At 62.6% G+C, this 15,963-nt stretch carries 14 protein-coding genes; 10 read left to right on the forward strand and 4 right to left on the reverse strand.

All coding sequences use genetic code 11. The features are described from left to right. Nucleotides 1-151: 151 nt before the first annotated feature. From AD664_RS21925 to AD664_RS21945, 5 genes are all read left to right on the forward strand, one after another. Nucleotides 152-1,723 (forward strand): GGDEF domain-containing protein, encoded by a 1,572-nt coding sequence (locus AD664_RS21925; RefSeq protein ID WP_053149661.1) that lies wholly within the window; start codon nt 152-154, stop codon nt 1,721-1,723. A 96-nt stretch (nt 1,724-1,819) separates the two neighbouring features. Continuing rightward, nucleotides 1,820-4,399, forward strand: a complete 2,580-nt coding sequence (locus AD664_RS21930) for an EAL domain-containing protein (RefSeq protein ID WP_053149664.1) — start codon at nt 1,820-1,822, stop codon at nt 4,397-4,399. 69 nt (nt 4,400-4,468) lie between these two features. Next, nucleotides 4,469-5,263, forward strand: a complete 795-nt coding sequence (xth, locus tag AD664_RS21935) for an exodeoxyribonuclease III (protein WP_053149667.1) — start codon at nt 4,469-4,471, stop codon at nt 5,261-5,263. Between the two features lie 100 nt (nt 5,264-5,363). Next, nucleotides 5,364-6,182: an arylamine N-acetyltransferase gene (locus AD664_RS21940; RefSeq protein WP_053149669.1), complete on the forward strand. Its 819-nt coding sequence runs from the start codon at nt 5,364-5,366 to the stop codon at nt 6,180-6,182. Between the two features lie 140 nt (nt 6,183-6,322). Further along, entirely contained in the window at nt 6,323-7,840 is a 1,518-nt protein-coding gene (locus AD664_RS21945) for a nucleobase:cation symporter-2 family protein (protein ID WP_053149672.1), read from the forward strand. Between the two features lie 191 nt (nt 7,841-8,031). On the opposite strand, the gene AD664_RS21950 is transcribed toward AD664_RS21945, so the two are convergent. Beyond that, nucleotides 8,032-8,379 (reverse strand): hypothetical protein, encoded by a 348-nt coding sequence (locus AD664_RS21950; RefSeq protein WP_053149675.1) that lies wholly within the window; start codon nt 8,377-8,379, stop codon nt 8,032-8,034. A gap of 178 nt (nt 8,380-8,557) precedes the next feature. Here AD664_RS21950 and AD664_RS21955 point away from each other — a divergent pair, with 178 nt between their 5' ends. Continuing rightward, on the forward strand, nt 8,558-9,376 hold the full coding sequence (locus AD664_RS21955) for a shikimate 5-dehydrogenase (RefSeq protein WP_053149678.1): 819 nt from the start codon (nt 8,558-8,560) through the stop codon (nt 9,374-9,376). On the opposite strand, the gene AD664_RS21960 is transcribed toward AD664_RS21955, so the two are convergent. Beyond that, nucleotides 9,377-10,024, reverse strand: a complete 648-nt coding sequence (locus tag AD664_RS21960) for a YceH family protein (protein ID WP_053149680.1) — start codon at nt 10,022-10,024, stop codon at nt 9,377-9,379. A 131-nt stretch (nt 10,025-10,155) separates the two neighbouring features. Between AD664_RS21960 and AD664_RS21965 the strand changes: the two genes are divergently transcribed. Continuing rightward, on the forward strand, nt 10,156-10,665 hold the full coding sequence (locus AD664_RS21965; RefSeq protein WP_042727849.1) for a DUF1993 family protein: 510 nt from the start codon (nt 10,156-10,158) through the stop codon (nt 10,663-10,665). An 89-nt stretch (nt 10,666-10,754) separates the two neighbouring features. Here AD664_RS21965 and sstT read toward each other — a convergent pair whose 3' ends face one another. After that, nucleotides 10,755-11,984 (reverse strand): serine/threonine transporter SstT, encoded by a 1,230-nt coding sequence (sstT, locus tag AD664_RS21970; protein WP_053149683.1) that lies wholly within the window; start codon nt 11,982-11,984, stop codon nt 10,755-10,757. A 277-nt stretch (nt 11,985-12,261) separates the two neighbouring features. On the opposite strand from sstT, the gene AD664_RS21975 reads away from it, so the two are divergent. Further along, a complete protein-coding gene (locus tag AD664_RS21975) occupies nt 12,262-13,422 on the forward strand; it encodes an MFS transporter (RefSeq protein ID WP_042727847.1) in 1,161 nt (386 codons plus the stop codon). Here AD664_RS21975 and nhaR read toward each other — a convergent pair. After that, nucleotides 13,419-14,315: a transcriptional activator NhaR gene (gene nhaR, locus AD664_RS21980; protein WP_053149686.1), complete on the reverse strand. Its 897-nt coding sequence runs from the start codon at nt 14,313-14,315 to the stop codon at nt 13,419-13,421. The two genes, AD664_RS21975 and nhaR, sit on opposite strands and share 4 nt — an antisense overlap. Nucleotides 14,316-14,453: 138 nt before the next feature. Between nhaR and AD664_RS21985 the strand changes: the two genes are divergently transcribed. Both AD664_RS21985 and AD664_RS21990 read left to right on the forward strand, forming a co-directional pair. Then, nucleotides 14,454-14,705 (forward strand): hypothetical protein, encoded by a 252-nt coding sequence (locus tag AD664_RS21985; RefSeq protein WP_042727845.1) that lies wholly within the window; start codon nt 14,454-14,456, stop codon nt 14,703-14,705. A gap of 25 nt (nt 14,706-14,730) precedes the next feature. Continuing rightward, the gene (locus AD664_RS21990) at nt 14,731-15,489 is read left to right on the forward strand and encodes a TerC family protein (RefSeq protein WP_042727844.1); all 759 of its coding nucleotides are present in this window, start codon (nt 14,731-14,733) and stop codon (nt 15,487-15,489) included. The last annotated feature ends 474 nt before the right edge of the window (nt 15,490-15,963 follow it).

Consider the following 15,963-nt stretch of genomic DNA (forward strand, 5'->3'; position numbering starts at 1 on the left):
TCGCGACCCACGGGCGGATTTTGGATCCATTACGCCACCTATCGGCTGGCAAATACAGGCAAATTGCTGCTCCACAAGCGGTAGGCTAAGCTCTTGCGCATTGGGGGCTTTGAGCGGTTTGCCCAGGGTTTTGCCCCCCTCAGGAATTCGCTTGCCTATCCCCATTATCGACCCGTTCCATCCCCCCGGCGGTGCCCTCAAACGCCTACCCTTGCTCAAGGCCGCAGTCATTTTCATTGCGGCGGTGTGCCTGTGCCTGTGTGGTCTGCTTTACCTGCAAGTGGAGCAGTCCCGCCGTCACGACCTGGAGACGGCGCGGATCGCCTCGGCCAACCTGACCCGGGCCATGGCCCAACAGGCCCAGGACACGTTCCTGCAGGCCGACGTGGTCCTCGACAGCCTGGCGGACTGGATTCAGGTCGATGGGTTCGGTCCGGCCTTGCAGTCGCGCCTGCAAAACAACTTCGCTCGCCGGGTGCAATCGCTCGAGCAGTTGCATGGTCTGTTTCTGTTCGACAAGCACGGCCACTGGGTCGTGACCTCCTTTGACAATCTGCAAAGGGGGGCAGGGGTGGCGGACCGGGAGTACTTCCGTTTCCACCAACAGAATGCGTCCCTGATCGCCCACATCGGGCCAGCGATTCACAGCCGCCAGAACGGTGAATGGATCATTCCGATCTCCCGGCGCCTGAACGATGCGAACGGTGATTTCCAGGGCGTCCTGATGGCCGGCATCAAGATGTCCTACTTCGAGAAGTTCTTCAGAAGCTTCAGCCTGGACGATAAAGGCGAGATGGCCCTGGCCTTGTCCGACGGGACGCTGTTGGCCCGTCGCCCCTTCGATGAGGCGCGGATCGGCCGGCCACTGTCCGAGGAGAACCTGTTCAATCACGATCTGCCGGGCGCGATGTCGGGCGATTCGATCATTCGCTCCACCGTCGATGGCGTGGTCAGGCTATACGGGCACGATCACTTGCGCAGCTACCCGCTGGTGGTCACCGCCGCAATGTCCGAAGACGCGATCCTGGCCGGTTGGCACGACAGGGCATTTCAGTCCAGCCTGATCGTGGCCCTGGTGGTCGTGGGGATCTGCCTGTTCGGCTGGGTCTTCGTGCGCCAGGTGCGCAACAGCGAGCGGATCGAGGCGGACTTGCGCAAGGCCCAGGAAGCCCTGGAAATGATCGCCACCCACGACAGCCTGACCGGGCTGGCGAACCGTCGGCTGTTCGAGCGGGCGCTGGATGTCGAGTTCGGCCGCGGTGCCCGCCAGCGCAGCCCGCTGAGCCTGATCATGCTCGATATCGACTTCTTCAAGCGCTACAACGATACCTACGGGCACGTTGCCGGGGACCATTGCCTGGCGGAAGTGGCCAAGGTGCTCAAGGACTGCTGCCATCGCAAGGCTGACCTCGCGGTGCGCTATGGCGGCGAGGAGTTCGGGGTGCTGCTGCCCGACACCAACCTGCAAGGCGCCCTGGCGTTGGCCGAGCAGATCCGTTGCCGGGTGATCGACAAGCACATCACCCATTCCGGTTCCCCCACCGGCTACCTGACCGTGAGCCTGGGCTGCTACGCCTTCGTCCCCAGCAGCCTGGACAGCATCGAGGTGTTCATCCAGCGGGCCGATGCGGCGCTTTATCAAGCCAAACACAATGGGCGCAATCGCGTGGCGGCCTTGTCCATGGAAGGCGGCCTCGACGCGCTGGAGCGCTCGGACCGCTGAGATGGGTTGGAATCATCGAGGCCTGGCCAGGGTCCATTGTTCAGACACGGCGCTTCTTGACATCGAAGCCGGTGTCGACAGGACAGGAGCAGGCCAATGGATTTTGCAGCCACGACTACGCGTTCGAACACCCCTCGTCACACCCCGATCACCCGTCGCCTGGTGGCGGCCGTCGGTGGGCTGTTTGTCCTGGGTGTGTTGGTGGCCGTCGTCGCGCTGTTCAACATTGCCCGGCAACTCGACGCGCAAGATGTGCGCAAGAACTTTTTCTACACCGAACGCGCGGTGGAAAACCGGATCACGGCGTCGAAGAACTACATCACCAGCTACACCTACTGGACCACGGCCTACGAGCACCTCAACGGCGAGGTCGACGTGCAATGGGCCTATGCCGACCAGAACATGGGCAAGACCCTGTTCACCAACGACGGCTATGAAGGCGTGTTCGTCATCGACCGTGAGCGCACCAAGTACGCCGTGGTACGCGGGCAGCACCAGCAGACTGACGCGCGCGCCCACATGGACATGCCGTTGGAGCCGCTGGTGGATCAGTTGCAGGCGCAGGCCGACCTGACCGCCCCGGCGGTCCGCTACACCCTGTTCGAGGGCTGGCCGGCCATTGTCACGGCCTCGGTGATCCTGCCCAATGACGAGCGCCCTCGGGTCGCGCCCCAAGGTACATCGGTGCTGGTGTTCGTTGACCAACTGACCCATGTCAAGCTGCGCGCGCTGGGCCAGAACTACGGGCTGACCGACCTGCACCTGGTCAAGGATTCCGAGTTGGCGCCCGGCCAGCCCGCCGTGCCGCTGGACAGCACCGGTTACAGCCTGGTCTCGCGCCTGGAGCGTCCGGGCCAGCATCTGCTGTGGTCGCTGTTGCCGCCGTTGGGCGGTGCGCTGCTGATCCTGGCGCTGCTGACGGCTTATTTCTTCCGCTATGCCCTGCGCACGGCGCGCCAGGTGGATGCCAGCTACGACAGCCTGGAGCGCTCGACGCAGGCCCTGGAAGCCAGCGAGGAACGCTTTCGCGCCGTGGCGGAAGCGGCCTCCGACTGGATCTGGGAAATCGACGGCGAAGGGCATATCACCTACTTGTCCGGACGCTTCGGCACCGTCACCGGGTTCTCCGATCGACAATGGCTGGGGCAGGACATCGAACAACTGCTGTACTGCGACACGACGCCGATCGCCCTCTGGTTGGGCACGCTCACCCAGGAGCAGAGCGCCAGCAACCTGCGTTGCTCCTACCGCGATCATTCCGGGCAATTGCGCTTCTGCCGGGTGTCGGCGCGGCCGATTATCGACAAGGCCGCGGTGGTGGGCTACCGCGGCACGGCCAGTGACATCACCGACGAGGTGGCGGCCCACGCCCAGGTCCAGCATCTGTCGCTGCACGATGCGCTGACGGGCCTGCCGAACCGTAACAAGCTGGCACGCTACCTGGACGACGCGCTGCTGGCCAAGGAGCATGCCCCACCCTTGACGTTGCTCGTGGTGGACCTGGACAACTTCAAGCCGATCAACGACTCCCTCGGTCACCCGGCCGGTGACGCGGTGTTGCTGGAAGTGGCCCAGCGCCTGCGCGACTGTACCCGCGAGCAGGACCTGGTGGCGCGGCTGGGCGGCGATGAATTCGTGGTGGTGCTCAGCGGCATGGAGCACACCACCGAGATCGACCGATTCTGCGAGCGCTTGATCGGGAGCCTGCAGCAACCGATTCATTACGAAACCCATTCGCTGCACATCGGTGCCAGCATCGGCATCGCCGTGAGTCGTCGCCAGGGCCACGTGCCCGGTGAGCTGATCCGTTGCGCCGACATTGCCTTGTATCAGGCCAAGTCCGAAGGCAAGCGAACCTGGTGCTATTTCGCCTCGCAGATGAACGACCAGATCCAGCATCGTCGGCAATTGGAAAGCGACCTGCGCCAAGCCGTGCGCCAACACGAATTCGTCTTGCATTTCCAGCCGCGCTACACCGTCGATGGGCGTGACATCGTCGCCGTCGAGGCGCTGGTGCGCTGGCAGCACCCGACCCAGGGGCTACTGGGGCCCGATGCGTTCATTCCGCTGGCCGAACAGACTGACCTGATTGTGCCGCTGTCCCACTGGGTATTACGCGAAGCCTGTGAGACCGCGCTGAGCTGGCCCGGCGAACTGATGGTGTCGGTCAACCTGTCGCCAGCGCAGTTCGAGCGCAGCGACGTGGTGGAAGACGTGCGCCGGGTGTTGATCGAGACGCGGTTCCCGGCCAGCCGCCTGGAACTGGAAATCACCGAGAACGTGATGCTCAACGACGTGGACGGCGCGCTGCACACCATGAACGCCCTGAAGGAACTGGGTGTGCGCTTGAACATGGACGATTTCGGCACCGGTTATTCGTCCCTCGGCTACCTGCGCACGTACCCGTTCGACGGCATCAAGATCGATAAACGCTTCATCGCCTCCATGAGCAACAGCAGCAATGACCGGGCGGTGGTGCAGGCGATCATCAACCTCGGCAAGGCCATGGGCCTGACGGTGACGGCCGAAGGCGTCGAGACCCTGGCCCAACTGGGTTCGTTGGGCTCGGACCAGTGCCATGAAGTGCAGGGTTACTTCCTCAGCCGCCCGATCGACAAACAGGCCTTCGCGCACCTGCTGCAAGACCGTCAGGCGTTGTCGAAAACCGGTTCCTGAGAACGCGTTGCAACCACCGGGCGCTGTCGCCGGTCACAGCCAGTGTCCCGGTCTTTCGAGTGTTGGCCCATGAAAAACCTGCGTATCGCGACCTTCAATATCAACGGCATCCGGGCCCGGCTGCCGAACCTGTTGCAATGGCTGGAGCGAGAGAAGCCGGATGTCGTCTGCCTGCAGGAACTCAAGGCGCTCGACAAGGACTTCCCGGCGGCGGAGATCGAGTCGGTGGGCTATGGATCGATCTGGCACGGTCAGGCGTCGTGGAACGGCGTGGCGATTCTCGCCCGTGATGCGCAGCCGCTGGAGAGCCGTCGTGGCCTGCCCGGTGGCGAAGGCGACAGCCACAGCCGCTACCTGGAGGCTGCGGTGCACGGCGTGCTGGTGGGGTGTCTCTACCTGCCCAACGGCAACCCGCAGCCAGGGCCGAAGTTCGAGTACAAGCTGGCCTGGTTCGAGCGGCTGATCGAGTACGCCCAAGGGCTTCAGGCCAGCGATCACCCGGTGGTGCTGGCCGGCGACTACAATGTGGTGCCTACCGACCTGGACATCTACAACCCGCGCTCTTGGCTCAAGGACGCGTTGCTGCAACCGCAGAGCCGCGAGTGCTACCAGCGTCTGCTGGATCAGGGGTGGACCGATTCGTTGCGCCACCTGTACCCGGACGAGCGGATCTACACCTTCTGGGATTATTTCCGCCAGCACTGGCAGAAAAACTCCGGACTGCGCATCGACCACTTGCTGCTCAACCCGGTGGCCAGCCCATACCTGAGCGAGGCGGGCGTGGACGCCTGGGTTCGGAACCAGGAACATCCCAGCGACCATGCGCCCACCTGGATCCGCCTGGCTTCGCGCAAGCGGCGCTGAGCAGCGATGCGTTGTCACCCGACGGGTAATGGCTTATACCTGGCGCCATCCGCAGCGCGCTGTCCGGTAGCGCTGCGCCAGACCGGTAAAGGACACCGTCATGAGTCGTGCACAACTGAGCGATACGGCCCGCTATCTGCGGCGCCTGGGTTTCGACACGCCGCCCGCCCCAACGCTCAAGACGCTGGGGCAACTTCAAAGACGCCACACCGCCCAAATTCCTTTCGAAACGATCTCGACATTGCTGCATCAGCCGGTGGCCATTGACCTCGAATCGGTTGAGCGAAAGGTCTTCGAGCAAGGCCGTGGTGGCTATTGCTACGAGCTCAACCAACTGTTCATGGCCTTGTTGCAGGCTCTGGGCTTTGAAGCTCGGAGCATCACCGGGCGCGTAGTGATGAACGCCCCGGAGGGCGCCTGGCCTGCGCGCACCCATCGCCTGAGCCTGGTGACGTTCGACGGTGTGCGCTACATCACCGACGTCGGCTTTGGCGGCATGGTGCCCACCGCGCCGCTGCTGCTGGACAGCCGGGACAGTCAATCCACCCCCCATGAGCCGTATCGCATCGACGTGCACGAGGACGGCTACCTGTTGCGTGCCAAGGTCGGTGACGAATGGCGACCGATGTACCTGTTCGACCTGCAACGCCAGGAAGACATCGACTACACCGTCGGCAACTGGTACGTGTGCAGTCACCCCGACTCGCCGTTCATGGGGCGCCTGATGGTGGCCCGCACCGGTGACGGTTTGCGCAAGACCCTGAACGACAACAGCTATGCCGTGCACCGGATGGGGCAGGAGAGCGAGCGACGCGTGATCGCCGATGCCGATGAATTGATGGCGCTACTGGAAAACGAATTCGACCTGCGACTGCCGTCCCGGGACCTCTTGCGTCCGGCTGTGATGGGGTTGCTCTGAGCATGGCAGTGGGGGCGCCTGATCCTGGCGGTGACTCTCTGTCCATGATGCGACTGGTAAGTTGTATACAACTCTATGGACATTTGTCCTGAGTTTTGAATACAGTGTGCGCATAACAAAAAACAGGGAACCCCCGAACCATGAAAACGCCCCATGTTTCACTTCCACGGCCCGAGGACGAGAACCTTGGCGTCGGCGCGAATATGGCCTACGGCCTGCAACATGTGTTGACCATGTACGGCGGCATCGTCGCCGTGCCGTTGATCATCGGCCAGGCGGCCGGGCTGTCGCCGGCGGACATCGGCCTGCTGATTGCCGCGTCGTTGTTCGCGGGGGGCTTGGCGACGCTGTTGCAGACCCTCGGCCTGCCGTTCTTCGGTTGCCAGTTGCCGCTGGTGCAAGGCGTGTCGTTCTCGGGGGTCGCGACCATGGTGGCGATTGTCGGCAGCGGCGGTGAGGGCGGCTTTCAAGCCATTCTCGGCGCGGTGATCGCCGCCTCGCTGATCGGTTTACTGATTACGCCGGTGTTTTCGCGCATCACCCGGTTCTTTCCGCCGCTGGTCACCGGCATCGTGATCACCACCATCGGCCTGACCCTGATGCCGGTGGCGGCGCGTTGGGCGATGGGGGGCAACAGCCACGCCGCCGACTTTGGCAGCCTGGCCAACATCGGCCTGGCGGCGGTGACCCTGGTGCTGGTGTTGCTGCTGAGCAAAATGGGCAGCGCCACCATCTCGCGCCTGTCGATTCTGTTGGCGATGGTCATCGGCACCGTGATTGCGGTGTTCCTCGGCATGGCGGACTTTTCCGCGGTCAGCCAAGGCCCGATGTTCGGCTTCCCGACTCCGTTCCACTTTGGCATGCCGACCTTCCACATCGCTGCGATCCTGTCGATGTGCATCGTGATCATGGTGACCCTGGTGGAAACCTCCGCCGACATCCTGGCGGTGGGTGAGATCATCGACACCAAGGTCGACTCCCGACGCCTGGGTAACGGCTTGCGGGCAGACATGCTATCGAGCATGATCGCGCCGATTTTCGGCTCTTTCACCCAGAGCGCCTTCGCCCAGAACGTCGGGCTGGTGGCGGTGACCGGGATCAAGAGCCGCTTCGTCGTCGCGACCGGCGGGGTGTTCCTGGTGGTGCTTGGCCTGCTGCCGTTCATGGGGCGGGTCATCGCAGCGGTGCCGACCTCGGTCCTCGGCGGTGCCGGTATCGTGCTGTTCGGCACCGTGGCGGCCAGTGGCATTCGTACGCTGTCGAAAGTCGACTATCGCAACAACGTCAACCTGATCATCGTTGCCACCTCCATTGGCTTCGGCATGATTCCCATCGCGGCCCCGAACTTCTACGATCATTTCCCGAGCTGGTTCGCGACCATCTTCCATTCGGGCATCAGTTCCTCGGCCATCATGGCGATCGTGCTGAACCTGGCGTTCAACCACTTCACCACGGGCAACTCCGACCAGCAGTCGGTCTTCGCCGCGGGTACCGAGCGGGTGTTGCGTTACCAGGACCTGGCGGCGCTGCGCGAAGGTGATTACTTCAGCGATGGCAAGCTGCACGACTGCGATGGCAACGAAATCCCGGTGGTGGCCGAACCGTCCCACCCAGTCGAACAGGCCCCGGTGCGCCAGAAAAGCAGCGAGCACGTCTGACCTATAAACGGCACTGACCTGTGGGAGCGAGCTTGCTCGCGAAGGCGGCTTGTCTGGTGATGAAGATGTGACAGGCCCACCGCATTCGCGAGCAAGCTCGCTCCCACATCGCGCTGCTTTTTTACGCCATAACTGAAAAACCAGCCTGTGACGCGCGGTCACAGGCTGGTTTTTTGTCACAACAACGGGCGTTACCAGCGGCCGTAATGACCGCGAGGTGGGCCGTAGTAATAGCCACGTGGTGGCCCGTAATACACCGGCGCTGGGCGATAGTAGATGGGTTGCTCTACATACACCGGCTGGGGTTGGTAGTAGACGGGGGGTGGCTGCTGCACGTAGACCGGCTGCGGTTGGACATAGACCGGTTGCTGCACATACACCGGCCGGTCACGGTTGATGATGGCCGAGCCAACGATGGCCGAACCGACGATTGCGCCGAACACTGCGGGACCCTCCCAACCACGACCATGTGCGCTAGCCTGGCCGGTGACCGCGAGTGCCCCCACGAGCAGGGCGATGATGGGAAGTTTACGTTTCATGGCTGTTCCTCGTTCCGGCCCCGTCGCCTGTGGTCTGTAGCAGACCCGATGAGGGTCGCGGGGTTACTGGCTATGACAGCGATTTTCTCAGGATTCACAACGCCGTTGGGTAAATATTGTGTAAGGTCGGCCGGGGCGGTAATCCCGTCTGTCTGAAAGTGAATGCAAGGAGAACCGCATGCAGATCAATCCCAACAAAGACACCCAGCTGTGCATGTCCCTGTCGGGGCGGCCCGGCAACTTCGGCCTGCGCTTCCACAACCATCTCTATGAGCAACTGGGCCTGAACTTCTATTACAAGGCGTTCAGCAGCCAGGACCTGCCTGGCGCGGTGGGCGGGATTCGCGCGTTGGGTATCCGGGGCTGCGGGGTGTCGATGCCGTTCAAGGAAGCCTGCATCGCCTTGGTCGATGAGTTGGATCCTTCCGCCGCGGCGATCCAGTCCATCAACACCATCGTCAACACCAATGGCCATTTGAAGGCCTACAACACCGACTACATTGCCGTTGAGCAATTGCTTCAAACCCACGCCGTACCCAAGGACTCGACCTTCGCCCTGCGCGGCAGCGGCGGCATGGCCAAGGCTGTGGCCAGTGCCTTGCGCGACGGCGGCTACAAGAAGGGGTTGATCGTGGCCCGTAATGAAACCGCCGGCAGGGCGCTGGCCGAATCCCTGGGCTACGAATGGCAGGCCGAGCTGGGTGGCCTGCGGCCGCAGATGCTGGTCAACGTCACGCCGATCGGCATGACTGGCGGCCCTGAGGCCGACCAGTTGGCGTTCGACCCCGAGGCCATCGCCGCCGCCGAGACCGTGTTCGATGTGGTGGCGATCCCCTCGGAAACGCCGCTGATCGTGCGCGCCCGGGCCGAAGGCAAGCGGATCATCACCGGGCTGGAAGTGATTGCGCTCCAGGCCCTGGAGCAATTCGTGCTGTATACCGGGGTGCGGCCCAACCTTGAGCAGTTTGAAAAAGCCGTGGCCTTCGCGCGGTCCTGATCACTCCAGCCTTGCCAGGCGCTCTTCCAGTGCCGCGATCCGAGCCTCGAGCTCTTCGATGCGTTCCAGCGACACCCCGCCCGCCGCATGACGCTCGGCGGGCTGGTGGCGGGCGGCGAGAATCGCTTCGATGTCCGCCGGATCGCCCATGGCGTGCACATAGCGGTCTTCGCGCTGGCCGGCCTGGCGTGGCACCAGCAGCGCCAGGCCACGGGCAATCAGGCGCTCCAGTTGATGCACCACTTGCTCGGTATCTTCGAAGTCGTGCATGCGAGCGCTGCGGGTCAGCAGTTCGTTGACCGTTTGCGGGCCGCGCAGAAACAGCAGGCCCATCAGGATCACCTGGGCCGGGACCAGCTCCAGGGCCTTGTCGATCCGGTGCTCCCAGCGGTCGGCGCGGCTACCCATGACCAGCCGGGTAAAGCCTCGACCTTCCAGCGCCCGCAGGCTCTGGCCGACCTGGCCCGGGTTGAGGTTCATCACCGGTTCGCGGCTGGTCTTCTGGTTGCAGGCCAGGACCAGGGCATTGAGGGTCAGCGGGTAGGTCTCGGGGTTGGTCGCCTGTTTCTCGACCAGCGCGCCGAGGATGCGGATTTCCGTGCTGTTGAGCCGTGGTTCTTCGGCCTGGTTTTGTTCTTCGATGCTCATCGCGCGCTCCCTATGCTGTGGAAGCCGCCTAGCCTAATCCTTGCGCAATAAAAGACAAGCGATGCAACAAGCCGTGGCTATAATCGCCTCCGTTTGATTCGCTCCATTCCAGCCACCTGCAAGAGATCGCCATGACCATTTCCCTGTACGCCGCTTCCATCCCGGTTTTCAAGCAGATGCTCAACGCCTTGAGCGACGTCCTGAACAAGGCTGAAGCCCACGCCACCGCAAAGAACATCGACCCTCAAGCCTTCCTGCAGGCGCGCCTGTACCCGGACATGTTTCCCCTGGTGCGCCAGGTTCAGATCGCAGTGGACTTCGCCAAGGGCGTTTCCGCGCGCCTGGCCGAGATCGAAGTGCCGAAGTATGACGACAGCGAAACCACCTTCGCCGAGCTGCAAGCCCTGATCGCCAAGGTCCTGGCCTTTGTCGACGGCATCAGCCCCGCGCAGATCGATGGCAAGGAAGGTATCGAGATTGTCACTCGCCCAGGCACCCCGAAGGAAAAGCGCTTCAGCGGCCAGAACTACTTGCTGACCTACGGCCTGCCGCAGTTCTTCTTCCACGTCACCACCGCCTACGCCTTGTTGCGCCATAACGGCGTGGAAGTGGGCAAGCGCGACTACATGGGCGCGTTCTAAACCCGCGGCCATGAAAAAGCCCGGAACGGTGTGAGCCGTTCCGGGCTTTTTTGTGCTGGTTTGTTATGTCGGGGAGGCCCCATCCCTACCTAAGCGCGCGCGAGCTTCTCTTCCTGACCCAGGCAGGCCGCTGCGGTGAACAGCACATCGGTGGACGAATTCAACGCCGTCTCGGCCGAATCCTGCAGCACGCCGATGATGAACCCCACCGCAACCACTTGCATGGCGACTTCGCTGGGAATGCCGAACAGGCTGCACGCCAGGGGAATCAGCAGCAGCGAACCGCCCGCCACGCCGGAAGCACCGCAGGCGCAAATGGCCGCGACGACGCTCAACAGCACGGCGGTCGGCACATCCACCGCAATGCCCAGGGTGTGCACGGCGGCGAGGGTCAGTACGGTGATGGTGATGGCGGCACCGGCCATGTTGATGGTCGCACCCAGCGGGATCGACACCGAATAGGTGTCCTCGTGCAGGCCCAGGCGCTTGCTCAACTCCAGGTTCACCGGGATGTTCGCCGCCGAACTGCGGGTGAAGAACGCCGTGATGCCGCTCTCGCGCAGGCAGGTGAACACCAGCGGGAACGGATTGCGGCGCAGCTTCCAGTAGACGATGAGCGGGTTCACCACCAGGGCCACGAACAGCATGCAGCCGATCAGCACGGTCAACAGGTGCAGGTAGCCGAGCAGGGCGCCGAAGCCGGACGTGGCCAGGGTCGAGGCCACCAGGCCGAAAATCCCCAGCGGGGCGAAGCGAATCACCAGGCGCACGATCACTGTTACACCATTGGACAGGTCGTCGAGCACGGTGCGCGTGGTTTCGCCGGCATGGCGGATGGCAATGCCCATGCCGATGGCCCAGGCGAGGATGCCGATGAAGTTACCGTCCATCAGCGCCCGGACCGGGTTGTCCACCACGCTCAGCAGCAGACTTTGCAGCACTTCGGCGATGCCGCCGGGGGCCGTGACGGCGACGTCCTGGGTCGACAGCACGAGGCTGGACGGAAACAGCGTGCTGGCCACCACGGCGACCACGGCCGCGGCGAACGTGCCCAGCAGGTAGAGGAACAGGATCGGCCGGATGTGGGTTTCCTGGCCGTGCTTGTGGTTGGCGATCGACGCCATGACCAGCACGAACACCAGGATCGGCGCCACGGCCTTGAGCGCGGAGACGAAGACCTTGCCAATGAAGGCGGTGGATTTCGCCAGCTCGGGCGCCAGCCATGCCAGGACGATACCGGCGATCAGGCCGATGATGATTTGCGTCACCAGGCTGGTGCGCGTGAGGCGTTGGAAAACGGACGGGGACGAAGCAGTCATAGCGGCATCTCTGGTTTTATTGTGTGCGACGGTCGACGCGTCAGGGCAACAAGCGGGCAGGCCACATGAGCGGACCGGGGGAACGACGGCGTTTGCAGGCCGCGGACTTTATCACAGCCCGCCGAAAAGTCTGACGGACCTGTGACGATCCGTCACTGCGCGGTTCAACTGCGTTTTTCTCTCGGACGCATTCTGTTAGGCTGTGCCCCTCTCACTTTCTATCTCCGCCAGCGAGCCCTTGGGCTACCGCTGGTGTCGTCGTTTTGCTGGAGTTTGCATGTTGTTACCGATTTTCCTGTTGTCGGCCGCCGGGTTCACCGTGCTGACCACGGAGTTCGTCATCGTTGGCCTGTTGCCATCCATTGCCCGTGATCTGGAGGTGAGCATTCCCCAGGCCGGGCTGCTGGTGACGTTGTTCGCGTTTACCGTGGCGGCGTTCGGGCCGTTCCTGACCGCCTGGTTCGCTCGTTTCGAGCGGCGCAAGCTGTTTATCAGCGTGCTGATAATGTTCGGCCTGGCCAACCTGTTGGCGACGTTTGCCCCCAACATCTGGGTGATGGCCGTTGCCCGGTTGCTGCCGGCCCTGGGTCTGCCAGTGTTCTGGGCGCTGGCCAGTGAAACGGCGGTGGACATCGTCGGGCCGGAGCACGCCGGGCGTGCCATCGCCCGGATCGGTTTCGGCATCGTCTGCGCCACGGTGTTCGGCATTCCGGTGGGTACGCTGATTTCCGATGCGTTCGGTTGGCGCAGCGCCTTCGCGATCCTGTCGGTGATTGCCTTCGCCAAGGCCTTGCTGCTGTTCATCTATCTGCCGAAAACCAACCTGCACCAGCATCAGGTGAGCTTTCGCTCGCAATTCAAGATCCTGCGCAGCCCATTGATGCAAGGGCATGTGCTGCTGTCGATCCTGGTCTTCAGCGGCATGTTCACCGCCTACACCTACCTGGCGGACATCCTCGAACGCCTCGCCGGCTTCGATGGCACGCTGGTGGGCTGGTGCCTGATGGGCTTCGGCGCGGTGGGCCTGGTGGGCAACTCCCTGGGCGGACGGGCGGTAGACCGGCACCCGTTGATCGCCTCGATGGTGTTCTGCCTGTTCATGATCGGCGGCATGGTGGCGCTGGTGCCGAGCATCCACTCGACCCTCGGCCTGGCGGCGGCGATGGGCATCTGGGGCGTGACCCAGGCGGCGCTGTTCTTGGTCAGCCATGTCCGGTTGATGAAGGCCGCGCCGCAAGCCCCGGCCTTTGCAGCATCGTTGAACATCGCCGGGGCCAACCTGGGGATTGGCCTGGGGGCAATGGTCGGTGGCCGGGTCATCGATACCCTCGGCCTGGGCAAGGTGGGTTTTGCCGCGGCCGGGTTTATCCTGGTCTCGATTCTGCTAGCCATGCTGCTGATGACCTTCAAGCCCCGCGCCGTGTGTTCCAACGGCTAGGCGCTGAACAGTTCGCGCCGCGCGCCTTCTGCGATCGCGACGATGCCCGGGTGGCTGACTTTGCGCTCCACCGAAATGGCGTAGAAGGATTCGCTGACCGCATCGGTCTGGCCGATCACCTCGACGCCGTACTGGCGCTTGACCTCTTCGGCGATCACACTCGGGCCGATGAAAATCCCGCTGCCTGATTGACCGAAGGCCTGCATCAGGGCGCTGTCGTCGAACTCGCCGACGATGCGCGGCTGGATCTGTTGTTCGGCGAACCAACGTTGCAGGCGGCTGCGCACCACGGTTTCCGGCCCGGGAATCAGCAGCGGTGCGTCATGCAGGCTGTGGGGGAAATCCTGCCCGTAGCGTTCGGTCAGCGCGGCGGTGGCGAAGAAACTGATGCCGCACTCGCCCAGCTTCTGGCTGTAGCCCTTGATGTCCAGGTGGGTTGGCATCGGGCTGTCGGAAATCACCAGGTCCAAGCGCTGGATCGCCAGGTCAGCCAGCAAGCGTTCGAGTTTGTCTTCGCGGCAGGTGATACGCAGCGCTTCGGCAAGCTCCATGGTCGGTGCCAGCAGGCGATAGACGATGGACTTGGGCACCACGTCCGCCACGCCCACCCGAAACAGCGTCTGCTGTTCGTTGGGCTGGGCCCGCAGCATCAACTCCAATTCCCCGCCAATCTGGAACATGTGTTCGGCATAGGGGAGCGTCTGGCGGCCGGCTTCGGTCAGTTCCAACTGCCGCCCGACACGACGAAACAACTTGAGGTTATAGGTCTGTTCGAACAGGGCGATCTGGCCGCTGATGGTTTGCGGTGTCAGGTTCAACTGTTCACAGGCGCGCACGATGCTGCCGGTTTTTGCCACGACCCAGAAGTAATGCAATTGTCGGTAATTGAGCATGGGGGTCACACAGTTCGTAAAAAACGAAGTATAACCGCTAAAAATACGAATTTTCCTGAAGTATGGTCGTCTCTAGAATGCCGTGCCATTGGAGGGCCACCTTTCGTGCGCTTGGTATTTCTAAAGAGGCATTCATTCATGAGCTATAAATCCTTGGGTCTTGCCGCGATGCTCGTTACAGCTTCCATGGCGCTGGCAGGTTGCGAGCAAGCCGAAAAAAGCGCCCAGCAACTGATGGGGCAGGCCGCAGAAACGGCCAAGCAGGCCATCGACGATACCCACAAGGCCGCCGAACAGGCCCTCAGCGAAGCCAGCGGAGGGTTGATCAACCCCGGCAAAAAGCCGGCGGACGACGCCGAAGAACCCGAAACCTCGACCAAGACCCTTTAACCCGCACATCAGCCAGGACTGACTCATGGATTATCTTCTACAGCTCGCCGCCAGCCCCACCGCGTGGATCGCCTTGGCAACATTGGTCGTGATGGAGATCGTGCTCGGCATCGATAACCTGATCTTCATTTCGATCCTGACCAACAAGCTGCCTGTGCAGCACCGTACCAAGGCACGGCGAATCGGTATCGGCATGGCGCTGATCCTGCGCCTGGGCCTGTTGAGCACCATCGCCTTCATTGTGCAATTGACTGAACCTGTCATTGAGATCCTGGGCCAGGCGTTCTCCTGGAAAGACATGATCCTGATCGCCGGTGGCCTGTTCCTGTTGTGGAAAGCCACCACCGAAATCCATCACAGCATGGACCCGGCGCCCCATGATCCCAAGACCGCGTCGTCCGGTGTGACTCTGGGTTTTGCTGCCGCGATCGGTCAGATCCTGATGCTGGACCTGGTGTTCTCCATCGACAGCATCATCACTGCCGTGGGCATGACCGAGCATCTGCCGATCATGATCATCGCCGTCGTGGTTTCGGTGCTGGTGATGCTGCTGGCGGCTGAACCGCTCGCCAAGTTCATCAATGACAACCCGACGGTGGTCATGTTGGCCCTGGGCTTCCTGATCATGATCGGCATGACGCTGATCGCCGAAGGGTTTGGTGCCCATGTGCCTAAAGGCTACATCTACGCCGCCATGGCTTTCTCGGCTGCCATCGAAGTGTTGAACATGATGTCCCGCCGCGCCAAGCAGAGGGCGCATAAGACCTTGACCGACAACGCCTGATTCCAGGCGCATGCAAACCGCCCGGACTCAGGTCCGGGCGGCTCGTTTCCACCTCTGCGTGGGCGTGATCGCGATGTATGGGAAAGAAACGTCAGTGTGCCGCAGCGTGGCGCCGGGCGGGTCCTGCGGTTTTTTTCGGTTGGACGGACGGCGCGTGATGGTGGCGTCGAGCGATGCGAAGCACACCCCACAACATGGCGGTCGCCACACTCAGCCAGCCAAATATCAGCATCAGAATTGTCGTCGTCAGGCTCATCTGTGCCTCCTTTTATCCCGTTCCGGGACAACGCACTCAGTTCAATGGACAGTCTAGTCCATGCAGTGTTTCAGGCAGTCGATCGGTGGCGGCCAGAACGGACCGGTTCGTTCTATCCAGCCATGGGGACTGCTGTTTAAGGCTATACCCTGGCCCATGGGCGCTTTATGATCGACAGCCCCAGCCCGGCTCTAACGTCGGGTGCCTGAACAAGAGAG

Source organism: Pseudomonas sp. P97.38 (assembly GCF_001269745.1).
GTDB lineage: Bacteria > Pseudomonadota > Gammaproteobacteria > Pseudomonadales > Pseudomonadaceae > Aquipseudomonas > Aquipseudomonas chlororaphis_E.

Coding starts and splice junctions, on each gene's coding strand:
- AD664_RS21985 (WP_042727845.1), top strand. CDS start 14,454: ATGAGCTATAAATCCTTGGGTCTTGCCGCGATGCTCGTTACAGCTTCC.
- AD664_RS21990 (WP_042727844.1), top strand. CDS start 14,731: ATGGATTATCTTCTACAGCTCGCCGCCAGCCCCACCGCGTGGATCGCC.
- AD664_RS21945 (WP_053149672.1), top strand. CDS start 6,323: ATGAAAACGCCCCATGTTTCACTTCCACGGCCCGAGGACGAGAACCTT.
- sstT (WP_053149683.1), bottom strand. CDS start 11,984: ATGACTGCTTCGTCCCCGTCCGTTTTCCAACGCCTCACGCGCACCAGC.
- nhaR (WP_053149686.1), bottom strand. CDS start 14,315: ATGCTCAATTACCGACAATTGCATTACTTCTGGGTCGTGGCAAAAACC.
- xth (WP_053149667.1), top strand. CDS start 4,469: ATGAAAAACCTGCGTATCGCGACCTTCAATATCAACGGCATCCGGGCC.
- AD664_RS21975 (WP_042727847.1), top strand. CDS start 12,262: ATGTTGTTACCGATTTTCCTGTTGTCGGCCGCCGGGTTCACCGTGCTG.
- AD664_RS21940 (WP_053149669.1), top strand. CDS start 5,364: ATGAGTCGTGCACAACTGAGCGATACGGCCCGCTATCTGCGGCGCCTG.
- AD664_RS21955 (WP_053149678.1), top strand. CDS start 8,558: ATGCAGATCAATCCCAACAAAGACACCCAGCTGTGCATGTCCCTGTCG.
- AD664_RS21960 (WP_053149680.1), bottom strand. CDS start 10,024: ATGAGCATCGAAGAACAAAACCAGGCCGAAGAACCACGGCTCAACAGC.
- AD664_RS21950 (WP_053149675.1), bottom strand. CDS start 8,379: ATGAAACGTAAACTTCCCATCATCGCCCTGCTCGTGGGGGCACTCGCG.
- AD664_RS21965 (WP_042727849.1), top strand. CDS start 10,156: ATGACCATTTCCCTGTACGCCGCTTCCATCCCGGTTTTCAAGCAGATG.
- AD664_RS21930 (WP_053149664.1), top strand. CDS start 1,820: ATGGATTTTGCAGCCACGACTACGCGTTCGAACACCCCTCGTCACACC.